The 19742-nt window shown below is 64.8% G+C and carries 22 protein-coding genes and 1 tRNA gene; 15 read left to right on the top strand and 8 right to left on the bottom strand.

Features of this window, described 5'->3' with window-relative positions; translation table 11 throughout:
- Nucleotides 1-74: 74 nt before the first annotated feature.
- A complete protein-coding gene (locus DXK93_RS15810) occupies nucleotides 75-320 on the top strand; it encodes a hypothetical protein (RefSeq protein ID WP_054451036.1) in 246 nt (81 codons plus the stop codon).
- A gap of 244 nt (nucleotides 321-564) precedes the next feature.
- The gene (locus DXK93_RS15805) at nucleotides 565-792 is read left to right on the top strand and encodes a hypothetical protein (RefSeq protein WP_223283424.1); all 228 of its coding nucleotides are present in this window, start codon (nucleotides 565-567) and stop codon (nucleotides 790-792) included.
- Nucleotides 793-798: 6 nt separating this feature from the next.
- Here DXK93_RS15805 and DXK93_RS15800 read toward each other — a convergent pair whose 3' ends face one another.
- Nucleotides 799-1362, bottom strand: a complete 564-nt coding sequence (locus tag DXK93_RS15800) for a DedA family protein (RefSeq protein WP_054451038.1) — start codon at nucleotides 1360-1362, stop codon at nucleotides 799-801.
- Nucleotides 1359-2798, bottom strand: a complete 1440-nt coding sequence (locus tag DXK93_RS15795) for a PLP-dependent aminotransferase family protein (protein ID WP_119450554.1) — start codon at nucleotides 2796-2798, stop codon at nucleotides 1359-1361. Before DXK93_RS15795 ends, DXK93_RS15800 begins: the two co-directional genes overlap by 4 nt.
- Nucleotides 2799-2967: 169 nt before the next feature.
- Between DXK93_RS15795 and DXK93_RS15790 the strand changes: the two genes are divergently transcribed.
- From DXK93_RS15790 to DXK93_RS15775, 4 genes are all read left to right on the top strand, one after another.
- Nucleotides 2968-3348 carry a hypothetical protein gene (locus DXK93_RS15790; protein WP_059379239.1) on the top strand — a complete coding sequence of 127 codons (381 nt, stop codon included), beginning with the start codon at nucleotides 2968-2970 and terminating at the stop codon, nucleotides 3346-3348.
- Nucleotides 3349-3368: 20 nt separating this feature from the next.
- Nucleotides 3369-3445, top strand: a tRNA-Met gene (locus DXK93_RS15785).
- A gap of 194 nt (nucleotides 3446-3639) precedes the next feature.
- Nucleotides 3640-3984: a hypothetical protein gene (locus DXK93_RS15780; protein ID WP_119450553.1), complete on the top strand. Its 345-nt coding sequence runs from the start codon at nucleotides 3640-3642 to the stop codon at nucleotides 3982-3984.
- Nucleotides 3985-4270: 286 nt separating this feature from the next.
- On the top strand, nucleotides 4271-5542 hold the full coding sequence (locus DXK93_RS15775) for a TIGR03862 family flavoprotein (RefSeq protein ID WP_119450552.1): 1272 nt from the start codon (nucleotides 4271-4273) through the stop codon (nucleotides 5540-5542).
- A gap of 12 nt (nucleotides 5543-5554) precedes the next feature.
- On the opposite strand, the gene DXK93_RS15770 is transcribed toward DXK93_RS15775, so the two are convergent.
- Both DXK93_RS15770 and DXK93_RS15765 read right to left on the bottom strand, forming a co-directional pair.
- Nucleotides 5555-5962: a hypothetical protein gene (locus DXK93_RS15770; RefSeq protein ID WP_054451043.1), complete on the bottom strand. Its 408-nt coding sequence runs from the start codon at nucleotides 5960-5962 to the stop codon at nucleotides 5555-5557.
- A gap of 66 nt (nucleotides 5963-6028) precedes the next feature.
- Nucleotides 6029-6388 carry a hypothetical protein gene (locus DXK93_RS15765; RefSeq protein WP_119450551.1) on the bottom strand — a complete coding sequence of 120 codons (360 nt, stop codon included), beginning with the start codon at nucleotides 6386-6388 and terminating at the stop codon, nucleotides 6029-6031.
- A 180-nt stretch (nucleotides 6389-6568) separates the two neighbouring features.
- Between DXK93_RS15765 and DXK93_RS15760 the strand changes: the two genes are divergently transcribed.
- From DXK93_RS15760 to DXK93_RS15740, 5 genes are all read left to right on the top strand, one after another.
- Nucleotides 6569-6700 carry an entericidin A/B family lipoprotein gene (locus tag DXK93_RS15760; RefSeq protein WP_042792633.1) on the top strand — a complete coding sequence of 44 codons (132 nt, stop codon included), beginning with the start codon at nucleotides 6569-6571 and terminating at the stop codon, nucleotides 6698-6700.
- A 171-nt stretch (nucleotides 6701-6871) separates the two neighbouring features.
- Entirely contained in the window at nucleotides 6872-7303 is a 432-nt protein-coding gene (locus tag DXK93_RS15755) for a BPTD_2524 family lipoprotein (RefSeq protein ID WP_054451045.1), read from the top strand.
- Between the two features lie 3 nt (nucleotides 7304-7306).
- Nucleotides 7307-7720, top strand: coding sequence for a hypothetical protein (locus DXK93_RS15750; protein WP_119450550.1), 414 nt, complete (start codon nucleotides 7307-7309; stop codon nucleotides 7718-7720).
- 97 nt (nucleotides 7721-7817) lie between these two features.
- On the top strand, nucleotides 7818-9110 hold the full coding sequence (locus DXK93_RS15745) for an aspartate carbamoyltransferase (protein ID WP_054451047.1): 1293 nt from the start codon (nucleotides 7818-7820) through the stop codon (nucleotides 9108-9110).
- Between the two features lie 141 nt (nucleotides 9111-9251).
- Complete coding sequence (locus DXK93_RS15740; protein ID WP_119450549.1) at nucleotides 9252-10688, top strand: diguanylate cyclase; 1437 nt, start codon at nucleotides 9252-9254, stop codon at nucleotides 10686-10688.
- Nucleotides 10689-10764: 76 nt separating this feature from the next.
- On the opposite strand, the gene DXK93_RS15735 is transcribed toward DXK93_RS15740, so the two are convergent.
- Nucleotides 10765-11664 carry a recombination-associated protein RdgC gene (locus DXK93_RS15735; protein WP_054451049.1) on the bottom strand — a complete coding sequence of 300 codons (900 nt, stop codon included), beginning with the start codon at nucleotides 11662-11664 and terminating at the stop codon, nucleotides 10765-10767.
- Between the two features lie 148 nt (nucleotides 11665-11812).
- Between DXK93_RS15735 and DXK93_RS15730 the strand changes: the two genes are divergently transcribed.
- Entirely contained in the window at nucleotides 11813-12022 is a 210-nt protein-coding gene (locus tag DXK93_RS15730) for a hypothetical protein (protein ID WP_059379226.1), read from the top strand.
- Between the two features lie 473 nt (nucleotides 12023-12495).
- A complete protein-coding gene (locus DXK93_RS15725; protein WP_119450548.1) occupies nucleotides 12496-13467 on the top strand; it encodes a fimbrial protein in 972 nt (323 codons plus the stop codon).
- Between the two features lie 91 nt (nucleotides 13468-13558).
- On the opposite strand, the gene DXK93_RS15720 is transcribed toward DXK93_RS15725, so the two are convergent.
- The 3 genes from DXK93_RS15720 to DXK93_RS15710 form a co-directional block, all read right to left on the bottom strand.
- A complete protein-coding gene (locus DXK93_RS15720) occupies nucleotides 13559-15220 on the bottom strand; it encodes an MFS transporter (RefSeq protein WP_054451052.1) in 1662 nt (553 codons plus the stop codon).
- Between the two features lie 194 nt (nucleotides 15221-15414).
- Complete coding sequence (locus DXK93_RS15715; RefSeq protein WP_119450576.1) at nucleotides 15415-16794, bottom strand: sensor histidine kinase; 1380 nt, start codon at nucleotides 16792-16794, stop codon at nucleotides 15415-15417.
- A gap of 115 nt (nucleotides 16795-16909) precedes the next feature.
- On the bottom strand, nucleotides 16910-17599 hold the full coding sequence (locus tag DXK93_RS15710) for a response regulator transcription factor (RefSeq protein ID WP_013392535.1): 690 nt from the start codon (nucleotides 17597-17599) through the stop codon (nucleotides 16910-16912).
- A 231-nt stretch (nucleotides 17600-17830) separates the two neighbouring features.
- Here DXK93_RS15710 and recA point away from each other — a divergent pair, with 231 nt between their 5' ends.
- Both recA and recX read left to right on the top strand, forming a co-directional pair.
- The gene (gene recA, locus DXK93_RS15705; RefSeq protein ID WP_054451054.1) at nucleotides 17831-18895 is read left to right on the top strand and encodes a recombinase RecA; all 1065 of its coding nucleotides are present in this window, start codon (nucleotides 17831-17833) and stop codon (nucleotides 18893-18895) included.
- A 135-nt stretch (nucleotides 18896-19030) separates the two neighbouring features.
- Nucleotides 19031-19717 (top strand): recombination regulator RecX, encoded by a 687-nt coding sequence (gene recX, locus DXK93_RS15700; protein WP_119450546.1) that lies wholly within the window; start codon nucleotides 19031-19033, stop codon nucleotides 19715-19717.
- Nucleotides 19718-19742 lie beyond the last annotated feature (25 nt).

Here is a 19742-nt window from a genome sequence, read left to right as displayed (position 1 = left end):
AGGGCTTGCCTAGCATGGGCCGGCGTGGCGCCGTGCTAGGATTTGCGCCGACTTCAATGCCAGGAGGCTTACACATGGACATCCAGGAACAAATCGCCGTCATCGTGCATACCATTTCGCATCAAGGCGGCCGCATCGATGCGCTGAATTCGACCGTGCTGTCGATGCTGCATCTGGCCAAGGCTTCTCCCGGCCTGCGCGAGGCCATCGAAGCCCAGCTCGAACAGAACTATTCCAGCCTGCTGGCCCGCTCCGAGAATCCGCAGTACGTGGCCGGTTTCGAGAGCGTGCGCGACATGATTCTGGGCGCCTTGAAATAGGCTGGCTTGCGGGTCCAGGCTTGCGGGAGTTACCCACAACTTCTGTGGACAAGCCTTGGGATAGTGCGGGCATAGATGTTCATTTTCCTTTAATTACAAAGGCTTGCATGGGGCGGTCAAAGCTGGCTCCATTTGCTCGCTGCGGCAGCGCTTGCTGCACGCTGCCGCAGGTCACGCAAGCCGGGTAATATGCGGCCCCATGCGGAATCAGTATTCATTGGAATGCCGGGGCGGATCGATCGCGATGCGTGTCTCGGAAGCAGCAAAGCTGGCGGCGTTCGACCCCGGCAAACTTTCCCCCGAGGCGCGCCAGAGCTGGGAGCGCATGGGGCATGGCTTCAAGGCCTGGCACGACTTCGACCAGCGCCACCCCATCCTGCGCCGCCTGGCGCGCTTGCCCCTGGTGGGCCGCTGGTACCGCAACGCGCGGCGCCGTTATGTGCTGCGCGCCAGCGGCAAGCTGGTGGTCTGAGCGCAGTTATTTGCGGCGCCTGCCCAGCAGGTGATAAGCCAGCCAGATGAGCACGCCGATCGCGATGGCCACGGCCAGCTTGGTCTCGACGCCGTGCAGGCGTCCCAGCATGGATTCGATCGTCTGGCCGAACAGATAGCCCAGGGTGCTGAAGCACACCGCCCAGATGGCGGCGGCGATGGCGTTGAGCACCAGGAAGCGCAGCGGCGGCACATTCGACACGCCCAGCGCCACTGGCCCCACCGTGCGCAGGCCGTACAGGAAACGCAGGCTCAGGATGAAGCCGTGCGGATAGCGGTCCACCGCGGCCAAGGCCTTTTCGAAAGCGGGCTTCTCGCGGATGCGCCGGACATAGCGATGATCGCGATAGCGGCGGCCCAGCAGGAACAGGGCCTGGTCCGCAAGGAATGAACCGGCGAACGCGCACAGCACCACATAGGGCAGGTGCAGCAGGTGCTGGTGTGCGAGGAAGCCGGCGAAAACGACCACGCTTTCGCCTTCGAGCAGCGTGCCGGCCAGCACCGCCCACAGGCCGTAGTCGACGATGAACTGGTGCAGGGCGGGATTCATCTGGGCCGCTCGCCCACGATGCGCGCGAGCGTTTGCAGCGCAGCGGTGATCTCGGGCGTGGTGCGTTGTCCGCAGCTGATGCGCAGGAAATGGTTGTAGCGTGTGCCATTGGAGAACATGGCGCCCGGCGCGACCCGTATGCCTTGCCGGAGCGCGGCTTCGAACACGTCCATGCCCGAGCGTCCGTCGGGCATCTCCACCCAAAGCAGCATGCCGCCCTGCGGCACGCTCAGGCGGGTGCCGGAAGGGAAGTGCGCAGCGATGGTCTCGGCCGTCTGGTCGCGCTGCATCTTCAGGTGCCGGCGCAGGCGCGACAGATGGCGGTCGTAGGCGCGCGAGCCCATGAACTCGGCCACGGCAATTTGCGCCAATGGTTCGTTGGGCCGGCTCTGGGCGAACTTCAGCATGGCGATGCGGGCCTTCCAGCGGCCGCCCAGCAGCCAGCCCAGGCGCATGCCTGGCGCCAGCGTCTTGTGCATGGACGAACAATAGATGACGTTGCCGGTCGCGTCCCAGGACTTGGCGGCGGCCAGCGGCGTGTCGTCGTCCGTCAGCGCGCCGTAGGTGTCGTCTTCGATCAGGGGCACCTGCTGGCGTTCGCACAGCGCAACCAGCCGCGCCTTTCCCGCGTCGGGCATGACGCAGCCCAGCGGGTTCTGGAAATTGGGCACCACCACCACGGCGCGGATGTTGCCGTGGGTCTGGAACGCCAGGTCCAGCGCTTCGATCGACAGGCCGTGCTGCGGGCTGGTGGGAATCTCCAGCGCCCGCATGCCCAGGCTTTCCAGGATCTGCAGCAGGCCGAAGTAGGCGGGCGATTCGACCGCGATTGTGTCGCCTGGCCGCGCCACCGCGCGCAGCGCCAGGTTCAGCGCCTCGATGCAGCCATGCGTGACGATGACGTCGTCCGGCGTGGCGTTGATGCCGTTGGCCAGTGCGCGGCGGGCGAGCACGGTGCGCAGGTCCGGATGGCCCTGCGGCGGGACCGGGCTGACCAGCACCTGCGGCGACTGGCGCAGAGCGCGGATCATGGCCTGCTTAAGTTCTTCCAGCGGATAGGCTTCGGGCACTGCCGCGGCCAGGGCGAAGTTGGCGCTGACCGGATGCGCTTCGCACTTGGCCACGAAGTCCGAGACCCGATCGTGGATGCCCACGTATTGCGCCGCGCCCAGTGCCTGGCGGATGTCCGGCTCGTCCACGGGCGGGATAGTGTTGCGGCGGGGCTTGAGCACGAAGTAGCCCGAGCGGGGCCGCGCTTCGATCAGGCCGTCGTCTTCCAGCTGGCGGCAGGCCTGCAAGGCCGTGGACAGGCTGACGTGGTGGGTGCGCACCAGCGTGCGGACCGAGGGCATGCGCTGGGCGGGCGCCAGCACGCCGGTCTGGATGGCGCGCCGGTAATGGTTGGCCAGGCGTAGATAGAGCGGTTGCGGATCCATGCGCCGATCATGCTCCCCGAGGTTGGTGTGAGACTAGGCACAGATTCAAGCAAAGTACACCATAACAGCGCGGAAATCGAGGATCTGCATCGGTACAGAAACCCTGCGAGTGTGACTGTTGCGCATAGCAGGGCGCGCGTAGTCTGTAGTTGTCCGACAGGAGACGACGATGATTGCGACTTACACCCCAGATGCCCAGGCCCGCCGCCTGGAACTTGCCGCCGGCGCCAGCCGGAAACTGGTCCTGCGCGCGGGCGCCACGCTGGTGTGCGTCAGCGGCAGCGTGCGGATCGAGGAACCCGTGAATGGCCCGGAAGCCGCGGGCGGACTGCCTCGCGCGGTTTCGGTGCGCATTAATGCGGGTGAGGGGCATGGCCTGGGCTACGGCGGCGTGGCGCAGGTCACGGCCATCGGCCCGGCCGAGGTGATATGCATGGACATGCCGGGCTATGCACAGCGCTTTTTTCAGGCGGCTGCCGCATTTTTTCAGCTGAATTTGGCCAAAAACCGAAAAAATTCCCTCGGTGCGCTGCACAAGATTTCAAAATGATGTATGATTCACACATCAGACGCGGGGTGGAGCAGTCTGGCAGCTCGTCGGGCTCATAACCCGAAGGTCGTAGGTTCAAATCCTGCCCCCGCAACCAGTTTCAAGCAGAAGAAAGCCGCGATATTCATCGCGGCTTTTTTTTCGCCTCGCGGCTGGATTTTTGGCGCTGCTTGCTCTGCGTCAAACCTTTGTTCCAGTCCGGACTTTCCCTGGTATGCGCGGCCGCACAGGTCCGCAGCCCTGCGCTACCATGGGTCACGCGCGCTACGTTGCCGCACTCGAGGAGGGTCCATGGGAACAGCAAAATACGATCATCCCGGCTATGTCGCCGATACGGGCGCTGACGGCAAGTACCACGTGGGCATCTGGTGCCCCCACGGCTATCCCGCCCATATTCATATCGGCAGGCCCGCCGAACGCGGCGATCCCCAGGCGCTACTGCGCCTGCGCATACCGGACGGGGTGTTCCAGTCCTTGCCCGACGATCCTGAAACCCTGTGCCGCCGCGCGCTGGGCCAGGCGCTGGGTGCGGGCCTGCTGCCTTCCGTCTCGGTGGACGGGGAATACCAGGAATTGCGCTTCCAGATCGACGCCGAACCCTGGTCCGGCCCGATGCAGTCTGCCGTCCACGCCTGAATCCCGGCGCAAAAAGCCGACTGAATTACCCACAGCAACTGTGGACAAGCCTTGGGATAGCCTCTGCGCATTTCGGGTTTTCCCTGTGATAACAATGACTTGCTAACACCGGTCAATAAACGCCCCACTGGGGCGTTTATTGCTTCCGTCCTGCCCGACGGTCCGGCTATGCGACAATCTTTTCCCTTCCTGGCGTTCCCGCGCCTGTCTTGCCATTCCCACCCGGTTCGTTCCCCATGCTTAGTGCTACGCGTATCCATTCCTGCGGCCTGAAGGCGCCGTCGCCATGAGCCCGGCTGTCGTGCGCGTCGCCGTCATTGGCGGCGGTCCTGCCGGCCTGATGGCCGCCGAGCGCCTGAGCGCGCAAGGCGTGCAGGTGGATGTGTTCGATGCGATGCCATCGGTCGGCCGCAAGTTCCTGATGGCGGGGCGGGGCGGCCTGAATCTGACCCACAGCGAGCCGGCCGAGCCGTTCCTGGCGCGTTACGGCGACCGCGCGTCCCATGTCGCGCCTTGGCTGCAGGTGCTGGACGCGGACGGATTGCGGGAATGGACCCACGGACTGGGCATCCAGACCTTCGTGGGTTCGTCCGGCCGGGTTTTTCCCCAGGAGATGAAGGCGGCGCCCCTGTTACGGGCCTGGCTGGCCAGGCTGCGCGCCGGCGGCGTGCGCCTGCGCATGCGGCACCGCTGGCTGGGATGGCCGGCGGGTTCCCGGCCTGGCCCGGGCGCGCTGCGCTTTGATACGCCCGAGGGCGAGCAGTGCTACGCGGCTGACGCCGTGGTGCTGGCGCTGGGCGGAGGCAGCTGGGCCAAATTGGGATCGGATGGCGCCTGGGTCGACGGCCTGCAAGCGCACGGCGTTACGGTCGCGCCGCTACGGCCGGCCAATTGCGGATTCGACGTGGCGTGGTCGGATCATTTTCGCGAACGCTATGCGGGACAGCCCGTGAAATCCGTGGCCATGGCCTGCGAAACCGCAGCCGGCGTGGCTCCCGCCCGTCAGGGAGAGTTCGTCGTGTCGGAAACCGGCATAGAAGGCAGCCTGGTGTATGCCCTGTCCGCGCCGCTGCGCGACCGTATCGATGCCCAAGGCCATGCCGTCGCCATGCTGGATCTGGCTCCGGACTGGTCGCAGGAGAAAGTGATGGCTGCCGTGACGCACCCGCGCGGCTCGCGGTCAATGTCCAGCCATCTGCAAAGCCGGTTGGGGCTGACCGGGGTCAAGGCGGGGTTGCTGCGCGAATGCGCCTCGGCGGAAGATTTCCGCGCCCCCGAACTGCTGGGCCTGCGCATCAAGGCCTTGCCGCTGCGTCTGCTGCGTGCGCGGCCTATCGACGAAGCGATCAGTACCGCAGGCGGCGTGTCGTTCGCCGCGCTGGATTCCGGCCTGATGCTGCGCGAAATCCCTGGCGTGTTCTGCGCAGGGGAAATGCTGGATTGGGAGGCGCCGACAGGCGGCTATCTGCTGACGGCCTGCATGGCGAGCGGCGTGGCCGCCGCGGCCGGGGCGATTGAATTCTTGCGATCGGGTGGGCGCGGCCAGGCGGATGCCTGAAGCCGCATGAGCTCAGGAGCCTGAGGAATAGGGCGCCAGGCCCAGCGGCGCGCGCGGCGCCAGATCGCCGACGACGTGGCCCACGACGGGTTCGCCCCCTTCCGGTTGCGTGACGATGCCGATGACGCGGGTAATCGCGCTGGCCGGAATGTCCGTGCCGTGCGCGGGATCCTGCACCAGTTGCCAGATGGTGGCTTCTTCGGGGACTGCGGTCTGTTCGGTCAGGTCGGAGCTGTCCAGGCAGCTGCGGGCAAAGGCCGACCAGTCCGATGCGTTGCAAGGCAAGCCGTGAGCGGTGGCCAGGCGGGCCAGGGCCAGCGGCGCGTCTGCCTGGCTGGCCGCATGCTGGGCGGCGGCTCCCAGGGAGACATCCAGCGACAGCAGGCGCAGGAACTCTACGACGTTGTCGGTATTCTTCATTGTGCGGTCTCCTGTGGTGACTGTTCTGGTTATGGCCCTGAGCCTGCAGGCAAGCCGGGCGGCGTTTCAGGCCGGGCCTTGGCCCAGCATCGATACCAATGACTTTTTCAGGCGTGCCGAAAAAATCGGTACCGTATGGGACACCCCATCGCGGTCGACGCCCTCTTTGAGTTCGACCGATTGGCCGAGGAAAATATCCGGTGCGGCGCCAATTTCGTTGTAGCGGGTCAGCAATTCGTTCACGTTCTGCTGCGCGTCGGCGAGCGTGCTGCTTTCAGCCAGCTTGCCAGCGGCATGCGCCTGCAAAATGCGATGGAGATCGTCGATGAAGAGCGCCAAAGCCGCCTGCCCGCGGCACTGCGGCTGTTCCCAGCCCCAGCCCTGGTGGGCCGAGCCGGCGCTTTGCGATGTGTGTTTCTTGGTCATGTCCGCATCCTAATCGATTGGCGCTAAATGCGCGACAGGCGAACGCAAGCCTTTCCAACGGCGTTTGATCCCGGCTCAGCCTCCCATAGGGGAGCCGCCGCGAGCCGGTCCGGTCGATGCGCAAATGAGGGTCTTTGGGGTATGCTGGCTTCACTTTCCAAGCCCAGACAGGAGATGTCTATGAAGAACAAAGTCTTTCTCGTCATGTTGCTTTCGATCGCCGCGCTCTCGGCCGGTTGCAACACCGTAGCGGGGGCAGGCAAGGACATCCAGCGGGGCGGCGAGAAGATAGAGGGCGCCGCCACCAAGTAGGCCCGCGCCCTGCGCCGCAATCCGGCCTGGAAGCCGCGAGACATGCCTTGGCATCCCTCTCGCGGCTTTTTTGTTGGCGCGCTACGTAGAAAGGGGCTGCAAGCGGGAGGCGGTGCGAGGGCTTTCCCCCTGGCATAATTCGCGGAGTTGAATTCGATCGTGGGAAGTGTCATGCGCAAGTCTTTGTGGTTGGGAATGGCGTTTGCGGCCTTGTTGGCCGGCTGCGCGAGCAAAGGGGTCTACGAATCCGATGCCGTCGTCACGGAGACCTTCACCGTCAATACCAACTACGAAGCGGCTTTCCGCCGGGCCGGCGAGTACGTGCGCACCTGCCACGTGCAAGTGCAGCACGCCTATAACGTCGCCTATGCCTGGCGCCACGTGAAGGGCGAAAAGGGTGCGCCGGACGAAGTGCAGCTCTATAAGGTGACGGAACCCGCCAAGGTGCTGGAACTGATTGCCGCCGAAAGCGCCAGCCCCTCCACCGCCAAGGTAACCATCACGGTCTTGGGCGAAGGGCGTTGGGACGCTGCTGAAATCGCCGCTGCCCGCGCCTCCATCCAGAGCGCAACTCCGGTCTGCCGCAAGGGCGGCGAAGGCTGATCCATGGATGCCCGCGCCCAGCAGATCCGTGCTAGCGGCCTGTCGTTCTCGCTGCTGGCGGGGGCGTTCCGCTTCCTGGGCTGGCTCAATGGGGGCGCGGCGCTGGTCCTGACGGGGTTTTCGCTGGGCGTGGTCGGCGGCGATATCGCCGCGCCGGATCTGCAACTGCCGCTGGCGCTGCTGCTGGGCGGCCTGCTGGCCGCCTGCCTGGGAATTCTGTTTGCCTACCTGGCGCAGGTCAGCCTGTTGCGCCAGGGCTACACCGGACATCTGACGCGTGCCCACTGGCCCGCGCAGCTTCTGGCCATGGTTTGTTATCTGATCAGTGCGCTTGCCTTCTGCGCCGCCTGCTGGCTGGCGGCTGGACAGACGGTCACGGATGCGCCTCAGACGACGACCGCCTATGCGAGGCGGTAGTTGCGGGTAAACCCGTGTGCGCAAAAGTGTTGGACTTGAATTTGTGTTGAGAATAATATGCGCAGTGCGTATATAAATCTCCTGTTCGGGGCCCGTCATGACCATTTCCCAGCAAGCCTTCCTGCGCGACGCCATGCGGCGCCTGAATCTCACCCGCGACGTGTTCGCGACCCGCATCGGCGTCAAACGCCGGGCGCTTGATACCTGGTTGCTGCCCGAGGGCTCGCAGGAATTCCGCGCCATGCCGGAAGTGGTGCAGCGCTTCGTCAGCGAAATCGTCCAGAACGGTGTTTTGCTGGAAAAATATACGCAAAGCGTACAAGAAGGTCCGCTGCGTGACCGCATCGCCGTGGAAGGCAAGCACCAACTGCTGTCGGTGGACCAGTTCACCCGTGAATCGGTCGAGGACCTGTTCCGCGTGGCCGACATGATGCAGCCCATCGCCCGCCGCCAGAAAGTGTCGCGCGTGCTGGAAGGCGCGGTGCTGGGCAACCTGTTCTTCGAGGCCAGCACCCGTACCCGCGTGAGCTTCGGTTCGGCATTCTGCCGCCTGGGCGGCTCGGTCTGCGACACCACCGGCTTCACGTTCTCGTCCATGGCCAAGGGCGAGTCGATCTACGACACCAGCCGCGTCATGAGCGGCTACGTCGACGCCATGGTCATCCGCCATCCGGACCAGGGTTCGGTCGCGGAATTCGCGCGCGCCACCAACATCCCCGTGGTCAACGGCGGCGACGGCCCGGGGGAACACCCTAGCCAGGCCCTGCTGGACCTGTACACGATCCTGACCGAGTTCTCGCGCCTGGGCAAACTGCTGGACGGCGCGCACATCGCCATGGTCGGCGACCTGAAGTACGGCCGCACCGTGCACTCGCTCATCAAGCTGATGGCGCTGTACAAGAACGTGAAGTTCTCGCTGGTGTCGCCCAAGGGCCTGGAAATGCCGGCCTACATCATCGAGCAGGCCAGCCGCAACGGCAACATCATCGAGCAGAAGAGCACGCTGGCCGAAGGTCTGGCCGGCGCCGACGTGATCTACGCGACGCGCGTGCAGAAAGAGCGCTTCGCCAACGAAGAAAACGAAGGCTACACGCCGGATTTCCAGATCAGCCGCGCCATCATCGACGCCTACTGCGGCCCCGATACCATCGTGATGCACCCGCTGCCGCGCGACAGCCGTCCCGGCGCCAACGACCTGAGCGTGGACCTGAACCACGATCCGCGCCTGGCCATCTTCCGCCAGACCGATAACGGCATTCCAATTCGCATGGCGATCTTCGCAGTGCTGCTGGGCGTGGAGGGCCTGGTGCAGCACTCCTTGCGCGACGTGACCTGGCAGCATCCGTCGCACGTGGGTCCGGACGATTCCGCTTTCCACGGACTCGAATAAGCGCGCGGCGCCGGGTCGAATACCCCTTGGACTCCAGCCGCTACGCGGCCTGGAGCCGGGGTTTTCAAGCATAATCCGCGCTGGCTTTTTCTGTCGCGTGTCGTTTCCGGACACGCCGTAGGGCCTACGGACGGATTATCTATGTCTACTAGCAGTGTTGGCGTCGCGCCATCTTCCGATCGGCACGCCGGCGCATCCGGCCAGGCGTGCTACCTGAGCGCATCCGACGAGCAGGCCTGGATAGCGGTCTACCAGTCGGTTGACGCCTATACGCGCGGGCAGGTCGCCGCAGTGGTGGGCGACAGCCTGTCCGCCCTGGTCGACGCCTTTTATTCCACGCTGCTGGCCGACGCCGAAGCCGGCCCCCGCCTGTCCCACGACATCGTATCCAGCCGTTTGCACGCGGGCATGACCCGCTGGCTCAAGGGGCTCCTGTGCGTGCGCGACCAGGGCGACATCGCCGTCCTGATGGCTACGCAGAAAAAAGTGGGCGAGGTGCACGCCCGCGTCCACATTCCGATCCATCTGGTGATGGCGGGCGCCCGCATCCTGAAGAACGAGATCGCGCTGCGCCTGCGCGCCAGCGACCTGGACGGCATGGCCGCATCGGTCGCCACCCAGTACGTGTGCAATCTGTTCGACCTGGCGGTCGAGCAGATGAGCCGCGCCTTCATGCGCGACATCAGCCGCGGCGCCCGCAACGACGAGGCCTATCGCCTTTTTGCCCTGGGCCAGAACATTTCCACGGAACGCGAACGCCAGCGCGCCGCCTTGCTGGAGTGGAGCCAGGCGGTGCTGATCGGCTTGCATTACCGTGCGCCAGGGCAAAGCCTGCCGCGGCTTGCGGCCTCGGAATTCGGGCTGTGGCTGCAGCACAAGGGCGGGGCGATGTTCGAAAGCGCGCCGGGCCTGCAGCAGATCACGGACGCCGTCGCGCAGTTGGACTCGGTAGTGCTGCCGCAATTGATGCGGGGCGAAGAACAGGGGCTCGCCGCCTCGATGCCGGACCACGTGCGCGAATTGCAGGAACTGGTGGCCCGCATCAAGCATCTGCTCAACGGCCTGTTCGACATGGTGGCCGAAATCGAGAGCGGCAGCGATCCCCTGACCAATGTGCTGAACCGGCGCTTCCTGCCCTCGGTGGTCGGGCGCGAAATCTCGATCGCGCGGCGCCAGCGCAGCGCATTCTCCGTCCTGTTGCTGGACATCGACCATTTCAAGGCCATCAACGACCAGCACGGCCATTCGGGCGGCGACCAGGTGTTGCGCCAGTTTGCGGAAGTGCTGCACCAATCGTGCCGCTCCAGCGATTTCGTGTTCCGCTACGGCGGCGAGGAATTCCTCGTGGTGCTGGTGGATGCGCAGCAGGAGGCCGCGCTGGCGACGGCCGAGAAGCTGGGCGCGGAGATCCGCCGCCATGTGTTCAACATCCCCGAGGCGGGGCCGCTGCATATCACGGCCAGCATCGGCGTGGCGACCTTCGACGGCCACCCGGACTATGCCTATCTGATCGACCGCGCCGACCAGGCGCTCTACCAGGCCAAGCAGGCCGGCCGCGACCGCGCCGTGGCGGCCTGAGGCCCGGCGCGCGCATGAAAAAGGCCGCCCGGTCAGGGGCGGCCCGCGGTTTGCCTGGCGCCATGGCGCCCGCGGCTTACACCTTCTTTTCGCCGCCGAGCGCGTCGACCAGTTCGGCCATCATCTTGGCCAATTCGCCCGTCATCAGCATCATGTCGGAATCGAACTTCTCGTCGTCGTTGGCGGCCACGCCTTCGTTGCCTTCCTTCAGCACGTCCAGGGGCGCGACGCGCTTGACGTCCAGGCCTTCGGTCAGCACGAACGAAATGCGGTCGGCCCAGGTCATGGCCAGGCGGGTGCATTGCTTGCCCGACTGGATATGGCGGCGCACGTCATCGGCGTCGATCGAATGCTTGACGTAGCGGATCGCTGCGCCGCTTTCGCCCGACGAACGCAGCTCGGTGTCCTGGTCGATCGAGAAGTTGGCCGGAGCCTCGTCCTCGGCCAGCCAGCCGGTCATGGCCGAAGCCGGCGACTGCGCCACGTACAGGTTTTCGAGCGGGAACGGATCCACGCACTTGGCCAGGAGGCCGATGACTTCGTCGGCCTTGGCCGAGGCGGCCGCGTCGATCACCAGCCAATGGTTCTGCGGATCGATCCAGACGCGCGTGTCGCGGTACACGCTGAAGGCGCGCGGCAGGAGCTCGTCGGTGACGCGTTCCTTGATTTCCTTCATTTGCTTGCGGCCCGGCTTGTAGCCTTGCTGCTCTTCGATTTCCTGGGCGCGGGCCTTGGCGACCTGGTTCACCACGGTGCCAGGCAGCAGCTTCTTTTCGGCGCGCAGGCTCAGCAGGATCTGGCCGTTGACCACATGCGCCAGGCCGCCGTTCTCGCGCGGAGGAACCCAGCCCAGGCTTTGCATTTCGAGGTTGTTGCCGCTTTGGTAGGCATGCCGCGCGAGCGTTTCTTCAAGCTGGTCGCCGACCAGCGTCCACGGCGAGGAGAGGCGATAAATCTTGAGATTCTTGAACCACATGAGCGTCGGCCAAAAGGGTTGATTCTATACGACCCGGCCGCTTTGCCGAAGTGCGGCAATACCGCAGCGTGACGCGACACCTTCTGTCACTGACAGCGGCGGGCCGATGCGCTACTGTCCGCGCAGCAAGTCGAACTGGAGATAAAAAATGAAGATCATCGGCGCCATTCTGATCGTCCTGGGTATCGCCGCCCTGGCCTACAAGGGCTTCAACTACAAGTCCGAGGAGACCGTGCTGCAGATCGGTTCGGTGAAGGCCACCGCCGAGACCGAGAAGTCGGTGGCGATTCCGGCCTGGGCCGGCATTGCGGCCATCGTGGCCGGCGTGGTGGCGATCGGCGTCGGCATGCGCCGCTGACTGCGGGCTGTCTGCAAGATCCGCCGATGGCGACCGCAGGGTCGCCATTTTTGCGCGCGCAGGCAAAAAAAAGCGGCCCGGCTCATTGAGGGCCGGGCCGGTACGGGAGCACGCAATACCGCGTCATAAAAGGCTCGCGGGGAACGCGGTATCGGTGTCAGAACACTGGCCCTGCAATCGGCCGACAGGGGGATCAATCGTCGGTCAATCTGGCGCAAGGCCGTAATCTGAGCGCCCAGTCTAATGGCGCGGGTCTGACATGGTCCTGAAAGTGCGGACTCAATTGCGATGGAGCGACATAGGCGAATTCGGACCGGGCCTATCGTTGGCGACCTTGGTCTGGGACTGGGCTGATTTTCCGCCTCGGGTCGAAAAAATACACTTTTCTCTCGCTATCGAGGTTTGTCGATGCCGGTCTTCGGTACTCAGAACTCGTACTTTTCGGCGAGGTGATGCGTGATGCGAGGTGAAACATGAAGAAAGCAGTCCGGCTCCTGGCTGCGGCTGGCGCAATTGTCCTGTCGCACTTGTTTGCCAACGACAGCTCGGCAGCAATTTGTACGAATCCGTACGCGTTCACGCTTCAAGGTCCCGCTTCTATTGCCTTCGACCCTGCGCTTACTGTCGGCGCCACGCTTTGGAGCGGTTCTGTCAATGCATCCAGTGGCGGTAGCGGTGGCTGCAGTTCCGGTACGTTCAGGATTGATTTCGTGGGTTCGAAGACCTACCAGGGAAACAATCTCTACGATTCTGGGATTTCGGGGATCGGCTACAGGCTGAAGTTCACAAGCTCGGGATCTTGCACCAAAGTCTGGTGGCCGTCTTCGTGCACCGACTCATGGTCGGGCACGATGGGTACTCACAGCCTTCTGGTCGAACTGGTGAAGACCGGGCCGATCACAACCGGCGGAACGTTGAGCGGGATATTCGCGGAATGGAAGGTCGGGGCTGAACAGTACTTGCGCTACAGTTGGCGGGGCAGTGTCACCGTCAAGCCGGTGATCCCTACCTGCAAAGTCGCCACGCCGTCCATTCCCGTCCCGCTCGGCACCATTCCAGCCAGCAAGTTCTCTGGGATAGGAAGCACTTCGAAGTCCGAGAGCTTCAACATCGCATTGCAGTGCTCGGGTGGCGACGCCGGCCGCACCACCGACATCCATCTGACCTTGACCGACCAGACTGCGCCTTCCAACCGCACGGCCGTGCTGTCGCTGACCTCGGGGTCAACCGCGCAGGGTTTAGGCATTCAGGTCAAGAGCGGGACGACGCTTATCAGCTATGGCCCCGACTCGGCTGCGCAGGACAACCCCAATCGTTGGTACGCGGGGGCGGCCGCCAATGGCACGTTCCTGATCCCGCTGTCGGCGAGCTACGTGCAAACCGGGGCCAAGGTCAAGGGTGGATCGGCCAATGGCCGGGCGACGTTCACGATGAGCTATCCATAGCCCCCCAATGCGCGCGCAAAAAAAAAGCTCCATAAGGAGCTTTTGAAAGGCCGGGCGGGCGCAGCAGTCCCGTCCGGCGGGGGATGGCCTTTTAAGCGTTGATGTCGTTGTCCTTGGATTCGCGCACGAACAGCGTGCCGATGACCAGGGTCATGACTGCAATGATGATCGGATACCACAAGCCGTCGTAGATGTTGCCGGTGGCGGCGACCACGGCGAAGGCGACCGGGGGCAGGAAGCCGCCGAACCAGCCGTTGCCGATGTGGTAAGGCAAGCTCATCGACGTGTAGCGGATGCGCGTCGGGAACATTTCCACCAGCATGGCGGCGATCGGGCCGTAGACCATGGTCACGTAGATCACCAGGATGGTCAGCAGCACCACGACCATGACGTTGTTGCTCTGGGCCGGATCAGCCTTGGCGGGGTAGCCGTGGCTGCGGATGGCGGTGGTGAGCGACTTGTCCAGTTCGGCGGCCTTGGCCTTGAAGTCGGCGGGCGCCAGGGCCTTGCCGTCGAACGAGGCGAACTCGTCGTTGCCGATCTTGACCTTGGCGACCGAGCCGGCCGGGGCCGCTTCGTTCTTGTAGTTCACGGAGTTGCGGGCCATGAACGACTTGACCACGTCGCAAGAGCTGGTGAACGAGGCGGTGCCCACGGGGTTGAACTGGAACGAGCAGGTGGCCGGGTCCGCGATCACGGTGACCGGCGCCGAAGCCTGGGCCTTTTCCAGCGCCGGGTTGGCGAAGTGCGTGATGCCCTGGAAGATCGGGAAGTACGTCGCCGCGGCGATCAGGCAGCCGGCCATGATGATGGGCTTGCGGCCGATCTTGTCGGACAGCGCGCCGAAGATCACGAAGAAGGGCGTGCCGATCAGGAGCGCGATCGCGATCATGATGTTGGCGGTGTTGGCGTCGACCTTCAGCGTCTGCGTCAGGAAGAACAGGGCGTAGAACTGGCCCGTGTACCAGACCACGGCCTGGCCGGCGGTCAAGCCCAGCAGCGCCAGGATCACGACCTTCAGGTTCTTCCACTGGCCGAACGATTCGGCGATCGGCGCCTTGGAACCCTTGCCTTCGTCCTTCATGCGCTGGAAGGTCGGCGATTCGTTCAACTGCAACCGGATCCACACCGAGATGCCCAGCAGGACGACCGAGATCAGGAACGGAATGCGCCAGCCCCAGGCCTTGAAGTCGTCTTCGCCCATGAACGTGCGGATGCCGAGGATGACCAGCAGCGACAGGAACAGGCCCAGGGTCGCGGTGGTCTGGATCCAGGACGTGTAGAAGCCACGGCGGCCATGCGGCGCGTGTTCGGCGACATAGGTCGCCGCGCCGCCGTATTCACCGCCCAGCGCCAGGCCTTGCAGCAGGCGCAGGACGATCAGGATGGCGGGAGCGGCCAGGCCGATGCTGGCGTAGCTGGGCAGCACGCCCACGAGGAACGTGGACAGGCCCATGATCACGATCGTGACCAGGAAGGTGTACTTGCGTCCGACCAGGTCGCCCAGTCGGCCGAACACCAGTGCGCCGAACGGACGTACGGCGAAACCGGCGGCGAACGCCAGCAGGGCGAAGATGAAGCCCGCGGTGGGGTTCACGCCCGAGAAGAAGTGTTGCGCGATGATGGCGGCTAGCGAGCCGTACAGGTAGAAGTCGTACCACTCGAAAACCGTGCCCAGCGACGACGCAAAGATGACGCGGCGTTCATCCTTGGTCATCGGGCGCGGATCCGCGGATGGACCGCGGCCTGCCATGGTTGTTGTGCTCATGATGTCTCCTCGGTTTTATGGCCGGCGGTGGTCCGCCGTGCTGCGCCCGCCGCCGGCGAGCCGACATTGAGCTATATGCAACATTGGGGGGTGAGGCTGACGAGGTTCTGACGGGATACTTACTTGAGTCTTAAAATTGAAACTAAAAGTAACTTTTCCCTGGGAGGCTAGGGATAGTCCTAGGAGACGTCGGAGAGGTCTGACGACTCGGCGTAAAGCGGAAAGATCACGCGAATCCGCATACCGGGGAGGTTCGAATACGTCGTGGGGTGATCGCTGATTTCGACGCTGGCCTGGTGCTTCTGGGCGATCTCGCGCACGATGGCTAGGCCCAGGCCGCTACCGTCGGACTGGGTGCCCAGCACGCGGTAGAAGCGGTCGAACACCCGTTCGCGCTCTTCAGGCGGGATGCCGGGGCCGGAATCCTCTACCTCCAACACCGCATGCGCACCCAGGATCTGCGTGCGCACCGTGATGTGGCCGCCGTGCGGCGTGTAGCGCAGCGCGTTGTCCACCAGGTTGTTGAGCAGTTCGGCCAGCAGCAGCGGGTTGCCGTTGATCTCGACCGGGTGGTCCGTGCCTTCGAAGCCCAGGTCGGTACTCAGCGAGAGCGCCTGCGGCACCCAGTGCATGGCCTGTTCGTAGGCGATGGCGTTGATGTCCGTGCGGGTCATGCCGATGGCGCTGGGGTTTTCGGCCCGGGCCAGCAACAGCAACTGGTTCACCAGGCGCGTGGCGCGCTCGGAACCGGTCACGAGCTGGCGCAGGCTGGACTGCATTTCCTCGGGGCTGGCGTCGCGCAGGGCCAGTTCGGCCTGGGTGCGCAGGCCGGCCAGCGGGGTTTTCAGCTGGTGCGCGGCGTCCGCGACGAAGCGGCGCTGCGCCTGCACGTTGGACGATAGCCGGTCCAGAAGGTCGTTCATCGCGGCCACCAGGGGCGCGATCTCGGTGGGGGCGGCGCGCTCGTCGATGGGCGACAGGTCGTCGGGCCGGCGGGCCCGCAGGCGCTGCTGCAACGCGTTCAAAGGCGCCACCCCGCGCGACAGCCCGAACCACACCAGCAGCACGGCGACAGGCAGCACCACGAACTGCGGAATGATCACGCCCTTGATGATGTCGTTGGCCAGCTGGGTGCGCTTTTCGACGGTCTCGGCCGCGATCAGCAGCGCCGGCTGGGTATCGGGCAGATGCAGGTCCACCCAGGTGAACGCCAGCCGGACCCCGAAGCCGCGCAAGGTCGCGTCCTCGTACTGCACTTCGCCGGGCCGGGGCTGGCCCACGGTGGAAGGCAGGGGCAGGGCGCGGTCGCCGCCCAGGTATTCGCCGCGGCTGCCCAGCGCCAGCCAGAACACGCTATCGGTCTCGTCGGCGTGCAGTACTTCCCGCGCGGTGTTGGTCATCTTCAGCACGGCCCGGCCGTCCTGCGCATGTACCTGCAGCGTCAGCACGTGAAGATTATTGGCCAGCGCACGGTCGTAGGGCACGTTGGCGATGTTCTGCGCCACCACATAGGTGATGGCCACGCTCATCGGCCACAGCAGGAATAGCGGCGCCAGCATCCAGTCCAGGATTTCGCCCAGCAGGGAGCGCTGCGGCGGCGCGAAGCTGGGGCCCTTGGCCCCCGCCCGCATGACATCCAGTGCTTCCTGGTTCAGCGCTTCCGGCGGCGCCGCTTCAGCTTGCGAGGTACGCCGCACCCTGGTCCCGCTCAAGACAGTAGCCCAGGCCGCGCACGGTCACGATCTTCACGCCGCTGGGCTCCAGCTTCTTGCGCAGGCGATGGACGTAGACCTCGATGGCATTGGTGCTGACCTCTTCGCCCCATTCGCACAGGTGGTCGACTAGCTGGGTCTTGCTGACCATGCGGCCGCTGCGGGTCAGGAGGATCTCGAGCAGGCTGACTTCGCGCGCCGACAGGTCCAGGGTCTGGTCGTCGACCATGGCGACGCGGCCGGTCTGGTCGAACAGCAGGCGGCCATGCTTGATCATGGTGGCGCCGCCGCCCGCGCCGCGCCGGGTCAGGGCCCGCACGCGGGCCTCGAGCTCGGACAGCGCGAAAGGCTTGGCCATGTAGTCGTCGGCGCCCAGGTCCAGGCCCTTGACGCGCTGTTCGATGCTGTCGGCAGCCGTCAGGATGAGCACCGGCAGGGCGGAATTGCGGGCGCGCAGGCGGCGCAGCACTTCCAGTCCGGCCAGTTGCGGCAGGCCCAGGTCGAGGATGAGCAGGTCGAATGCCTGGGCCGCCAGCGCCGAGTCGGCCGCCAGTCCGTCGCGCACCGCATCCACGGCATAGCCGTTGTGGCGCAACGAACGGGACAGGCCGTCGGCCAGGATGCTGTCGTCTTCGGCGATCAGGATACGCATGGGCTACAGTGAGAAAAGGCCCCGCGGCGCAAAGGGGACAAAACGCCGGGTTCGTCTGGCATTCTGGCATAGGGCGCCATGCTTGCCACTCAGGGTATACGTGCAAAACACTGGCACACTGGTTTTATGTACAGTATAATCCGATGCCATAATCTGACCCGTTGCTCAAAGCACCCGCCTAACCCTGCGGCACTTCCCTAGACACCAGATACGTTACAGACAGGACTCTACATGGACGACAAAACCACCAAGGCCGCCGCATCGGAAAAGGCCAAGGCGCTTGCCGCCGCGCTTTCGCAGATCGAAAAGCAGTTCGGCAAGGGCTCGATCATGCGCTACGGCGACAACGAGGTGTCGCACGACATCCAGGTGGTTTCCACGGGCTCCCTGGGCCTGGACATCGCGCTGGGCGTCGGCGGCCTGCCGCGAGGCCGCGTGGTCGAAATCTACGGTCCGGAATCCTCGGGCAAGACCACGCTGACGCTGCAGGTGGTCGCTGAAATGCAAAAGCTGGGCGGCACCTGCGCCTTCGTCGACGCCGAACACGCGCTCGACGTGCAATACGCCTCCAAGCTGGGCGTGAACCTGGCCGACCTGCTGATCTCGCAGCCGGACACGGGTGAACAGGCGCTGGAAATCACCGACGCGCTGGTGCGCTCCGGCTCGGTCGACCTGATCGTGGTCGACTCGGTGGCCGCACTGGTCCCCAAGGCCGAAATCGAAGGCGAAATGGGCGATTCCCTGCCCGGCCTGCAAGCCCGCCTGATGAGCCAGGCGCTGCGCAAGCTCACCGCCACCATCAAGAAGACCAATTGCATGGTCATCTTCATCAACCAGATCCGCATGAAGATCGGCGTGATGTTCGGCAACCCCGAAACCACCACCGGCGGCAACGCGCTCAAGTTCTACGCCTCCGTGCGCCTGGACATCCGTCGCATCGGCTCCATCAAGAAGGGCGACGAGGTCGTCGGCAACGAAACCCGCGTCAAGGTCGTGAAGAACAAGGTCGCGCCGCCGTTCAAGCAGGCCGAATTCGACATCATGTATGGTGCCGGCATCTCGCGCGAAGGCGAAATCATCGACCTGGGCGTGGCCGCCAACGTGGTCGACAAGTCCGGCGCCTGGTACAGCTACAACGGCAACCGCATCGGCCAGGGCAAGGACAATGTCCGCGAGTACCTGAAAGAGCACAAGGAACTGGCCATCGAAATCGAGAACCGCGTTCGCGAAAACCAGGGCATCGTCAGCCGCGCGGCAGAATTCGTGCCCACCGCGGAAGATACCTCCGAAGAGTAATCGGATTGGTGGCGGGCCTGGCGCGGCGTAATTCAAGTTCGCCGCAAACGGACCGCCTATCGCGTCGGGGCAGCCCGAACAGTTGCGGCAGGCGCCAGGACGGGCCTGCCGTTATGCATACCAAGCAGGAAACGCATGAGCTGGAAATCGCCGCCCGCTTCAGCCGAGCGCCTACGCGCCAAGCTGGACGATGAATTCGAAACCGTGGCCAAGCCCCAGGGCTTGCGCCGCACTTCGGATGCGCGCCGCGATCAGGAAGCGGAATCCAGCGATGCGCCAGAGCAATGGAGCCGCAGCTCGGAAGCCGGCAATGTGCGCCGAGGCCGGCGCGCCGCCGCTGCCGAGGACGGCCCGGACGCGGACGGCCAGTCCGCCCGCAAGGGGCCATCGCTGAAGATGCGGGCCGTGGGCTATCTGTCGCGGCGCGAGCATGCCCGCGAAGAGTTGGCGCGCAAGCTTGCCGCCTACGCCGAGGACTCGGGCGAAGTCGAGGCCGTGCTGGATGCCCTGGAAAAAGAAGGCTGGCTGTCCACCGAACGTTTTGCGCAAAGCCTGGTGCACCGCCGCGCGTCGCGCCAAGGGGCGGCGCGCATCGTGCAGGAATTGCGGCAACATGGCGTGGACGACAACCAGGTCGCCGAATTGCGCGAACAACTGCGGGCCACCGAGTACGACCGCGCGCTGGAAGTCTGGAAGAAGCGCTTCAGCGCCAAGCCGGAAGACCGCGCGGCCTATGCCAAGCAGGCCCGCTTTCTGGCCAGCCGCGGGTTCGCGCATGACGTGATCCGCCGCATCCTGGGTGCAGGCGGCGACGAGGACTGAGCGCTACGCCCGAAGCGCCTGGCCT

The sequence above is a fragment of the Achromobacter sp. K91 genome (genome assembly GCF_003576205.1).
Taxonomy (GTDB): Bacteria; Pseudomonadota; Gammaproteobacteria; order Burkholderiales; family Burkholderiaceae_B; genus Achromobacter; species Achromobacter aegrifaciens.
This window is presented reverse-complemented; position numbering and strand designations above follow the sequence as displayed.

What these genes read in the sequence shown, in the direction of transcription:
- DXK93_RS15725 (WP_119450548.1), top strand. Translation starts at nt 12,496, where the DNA reads ATGAAGAAAGCAGTCCGGCTCCTGGCTGCGGCTGGCGCAATTGTCCTG.
- DXK93_RS15800 (WP_054451038.1), bottom strand. Translation starts at nt 1,362, where the DNA reads ATGAATCCCGCCCTGCACCAGTTCATCGTCGACTACGGCCTGTGGGCG.
- DXK93_RS15805 (WP_223283424.1), top strand. Translation starts at nt 565, where the DNA reads ATGCGTGTCTCGGAAGCAGCAAAGCTGGCGGCGTTCGACCCCGGCAAA.
- DXK93_RS15750 (WP_119450550.1), top strand. Translation starts at nt 7,307, where the DNA reads ATGGATGCCCGCGCCCAGCAGATCCGTGCTAGCGGCCTGTCGTTCTCG.
- DXK93_RS15735 (WP_054451049.1), bottom strand. Translation starts at nt 11,664, where the DNA reads ATGTGGTTCAAGAATCTCAAGATTTATCGCCTCTCCTCGCCGTGGACG.
- DXK93_RS15740 (WP_119450549.1), top strand. Translation starts at nt 9,252, where the DNA reads ATGTCTACTAGCAGTGTTGGCGTCGCGCCATCTTCCGATCGGCACGCC.
- DXK93_RS15755 (WP_054451045.1), top strand. Translation starts at nt 6,872, where the DNA reads ATGCGCAAGTCTTTGTGGTTGGGAATGGCGTTTGCGGCCTTGTTGGCC.
- DXK93_RS15760 (WP_042792633.1), top strand. Translation starts at nt 6,569, where the DNA reads ATGAAGAACAAAGTCTTTCTCGTCATGTTGCTTTCGATCGCCGCGCTC.
- DXK93_RS15770 (WP_054451043.1), bottom strand. Translation starts at nt 5,962, where the DNA reads ATGAAGAATACCGACAACGTCGTAGAGTTCCTGCGCCTGCTGTCGCTG.
- DXK93_RS15730 (WP_059379226.1), top strand. Translation starts at nt 11,813, where the DNA reads ATGAAGATCATCGGCGCCATTCTGATCGTCCTGGGTATCGCCGCCCTG.
- DXK93_RS15765 (WP_119450551.1), bottom strand. Translation starts at nt 6,388, where the DNA reads ATGACCAAGAAACACACATCGCAAAGCGCCGGCTCGGCCCACCAGGGC.
- DXK93_RS15775 (WP_119450552.1), top strand. Translation starts at nt 4,271, where the DNA reads ATGAGCCCGGCTGTCGTGCGCGTCGCCGTCATTGGCGGCGGTCCTGCC.
- DXK93_RS15715 (WP_119450576.1), bottom strand. Translation starts at nt 16,794, where the DNA reads ATGCTGGCGCCGCTATTCCTGCTGTGGCCGATGAGCGTGGCCATCACC.
- DXK93_RS15790 (WP_059379239.1), top strand. Translation starts at nt 2,968, where the DNA reads ATGATTGCGACTTACACCCCAGATGCCCAGGCCCGCCGCCTGGAACTT.
- recA (WP_054451054.1), top strand. Translation starts at nt 17,831, where the DNA reads ATGGACGACAAAACCACCAAGGCCGCCGCATCGGAAAAGGCCAAGGCG.
- DXK93_RS15720 (WP_054451052.1), bottom strand. Translation starts at nt 15,220, where the DNA reads ATGGCAGGCCGCGGTCCATCCGCGGATCCGCGCCCGATGACCAAGGAT.
- DXK93_RS15745 (WP_054451047.1), top strand. Translation starts at nt 7,818, where the DNA reads ATGACCATTTCCCAGCAAGCCTTCCTGCGCGACGCCATGCGGCGCCTG.
- recX (WP_119450546.1), top strand. Translation starts at nt 19,031, where the DNA reads ATGAGCTGGAAATCGCCGCCCGCTTCAGCCGAGCGCCTACGCGCCAAG.
- DXK93_RS15710 (WP_013392535.1), bottom strand. Translation starts at nt 17,599, where the DNA reads ATGCGTATCCTGATCGCCGAAGACGACAGCATCCTGGCCGACGGCCTG.
- DXK93_RS15810 (WP_054451036.1), top strand. Translation starts at nt 75, where the DNA reads ATGGACATCCAGGAACAAATCGCCGTCATCGTGCATACCATTTCGCAT.
- DXK93_RS15795 (WP_119450554.1), bottom strand. Translation starts at nt 2,798, where the DNA reads ATGGATCCGCAACCGCTCTATCTACGCCTGGCCAACCATTACCGGCGC.
- DXK93_RS15780 (WP_119450553.1), top strand. Translation starts at nt 3,640, where the DNA reads ATGGGAACAGCAAAATACGATCATCCCGGCTATGTCGCCGATACGGGC.